This window comes from Mesorhizobium sp. M2A.F.Ca.ET.037.01.1.1 (genome assembly GCF_003998075.1).
GTDB lineage: Bacteria > Pseudomonadota > Alphaproteobacteria > Rhizobiales > Rhizobiaceae > Mesorhizobium.
The window spans coordinates 1-437 of record NZ_RZSA01001815.1; the positions used below are offsets into that span (position 1 = coordinate 1).

Here is a 437-nt window from a genome sequence, read left to right on the forward strand (position 1 = left end):
TTTTAAAATTCTACTCCTACGGTCAACTGCCGGCGTTTTCTGCGCTTCCGGTGCTCACGTACGTCAACGTACGCTCCGGTCCGGTTCTCGAAAACACCACCATCTGACTCGCAGGAGCGAATTTCTAAAACGGTCTCCGAGCCGATGAGCTACTGATTGACGCCCGCCGCCGTATCGGGCTGAGCGGCGGCGGTCGGCTTCGGCGGCCAGGAAAAATCGTCGGCGCGGCCGGGTGAGGCGGCCGGCGCCTTGCCTTCCAGGATCAGCTTTTCGCCGGGCAGGTTCGGATCGGCCCTGGCAGGCTGCGCGGCACCCAGCAGTTCAGTGCCGCCGTCGAGCGCGGGATCGCCGAGCAGCATCGGCGCGGTGCGGTCGACGATGATGGGCGCGGCGGCCGGCTTCGGCGCCTCGACCGGAGCGCCGGCCGGCGCCGACAC

The 437-nt window shown here is 67.0% G+C and carries 1 pseudogene; it reads right to left on the reverse strand.

Features of this window, described 5'->3' with window-relative positions:
• Nucleotides 1-149: 149 nt before the first annotated feature.
• Nucleotides 150-437: pseudogene (locus EOA27_RS39955) on the reverse strand (DUF459 domain-containing protein); the annotation flags it as partial.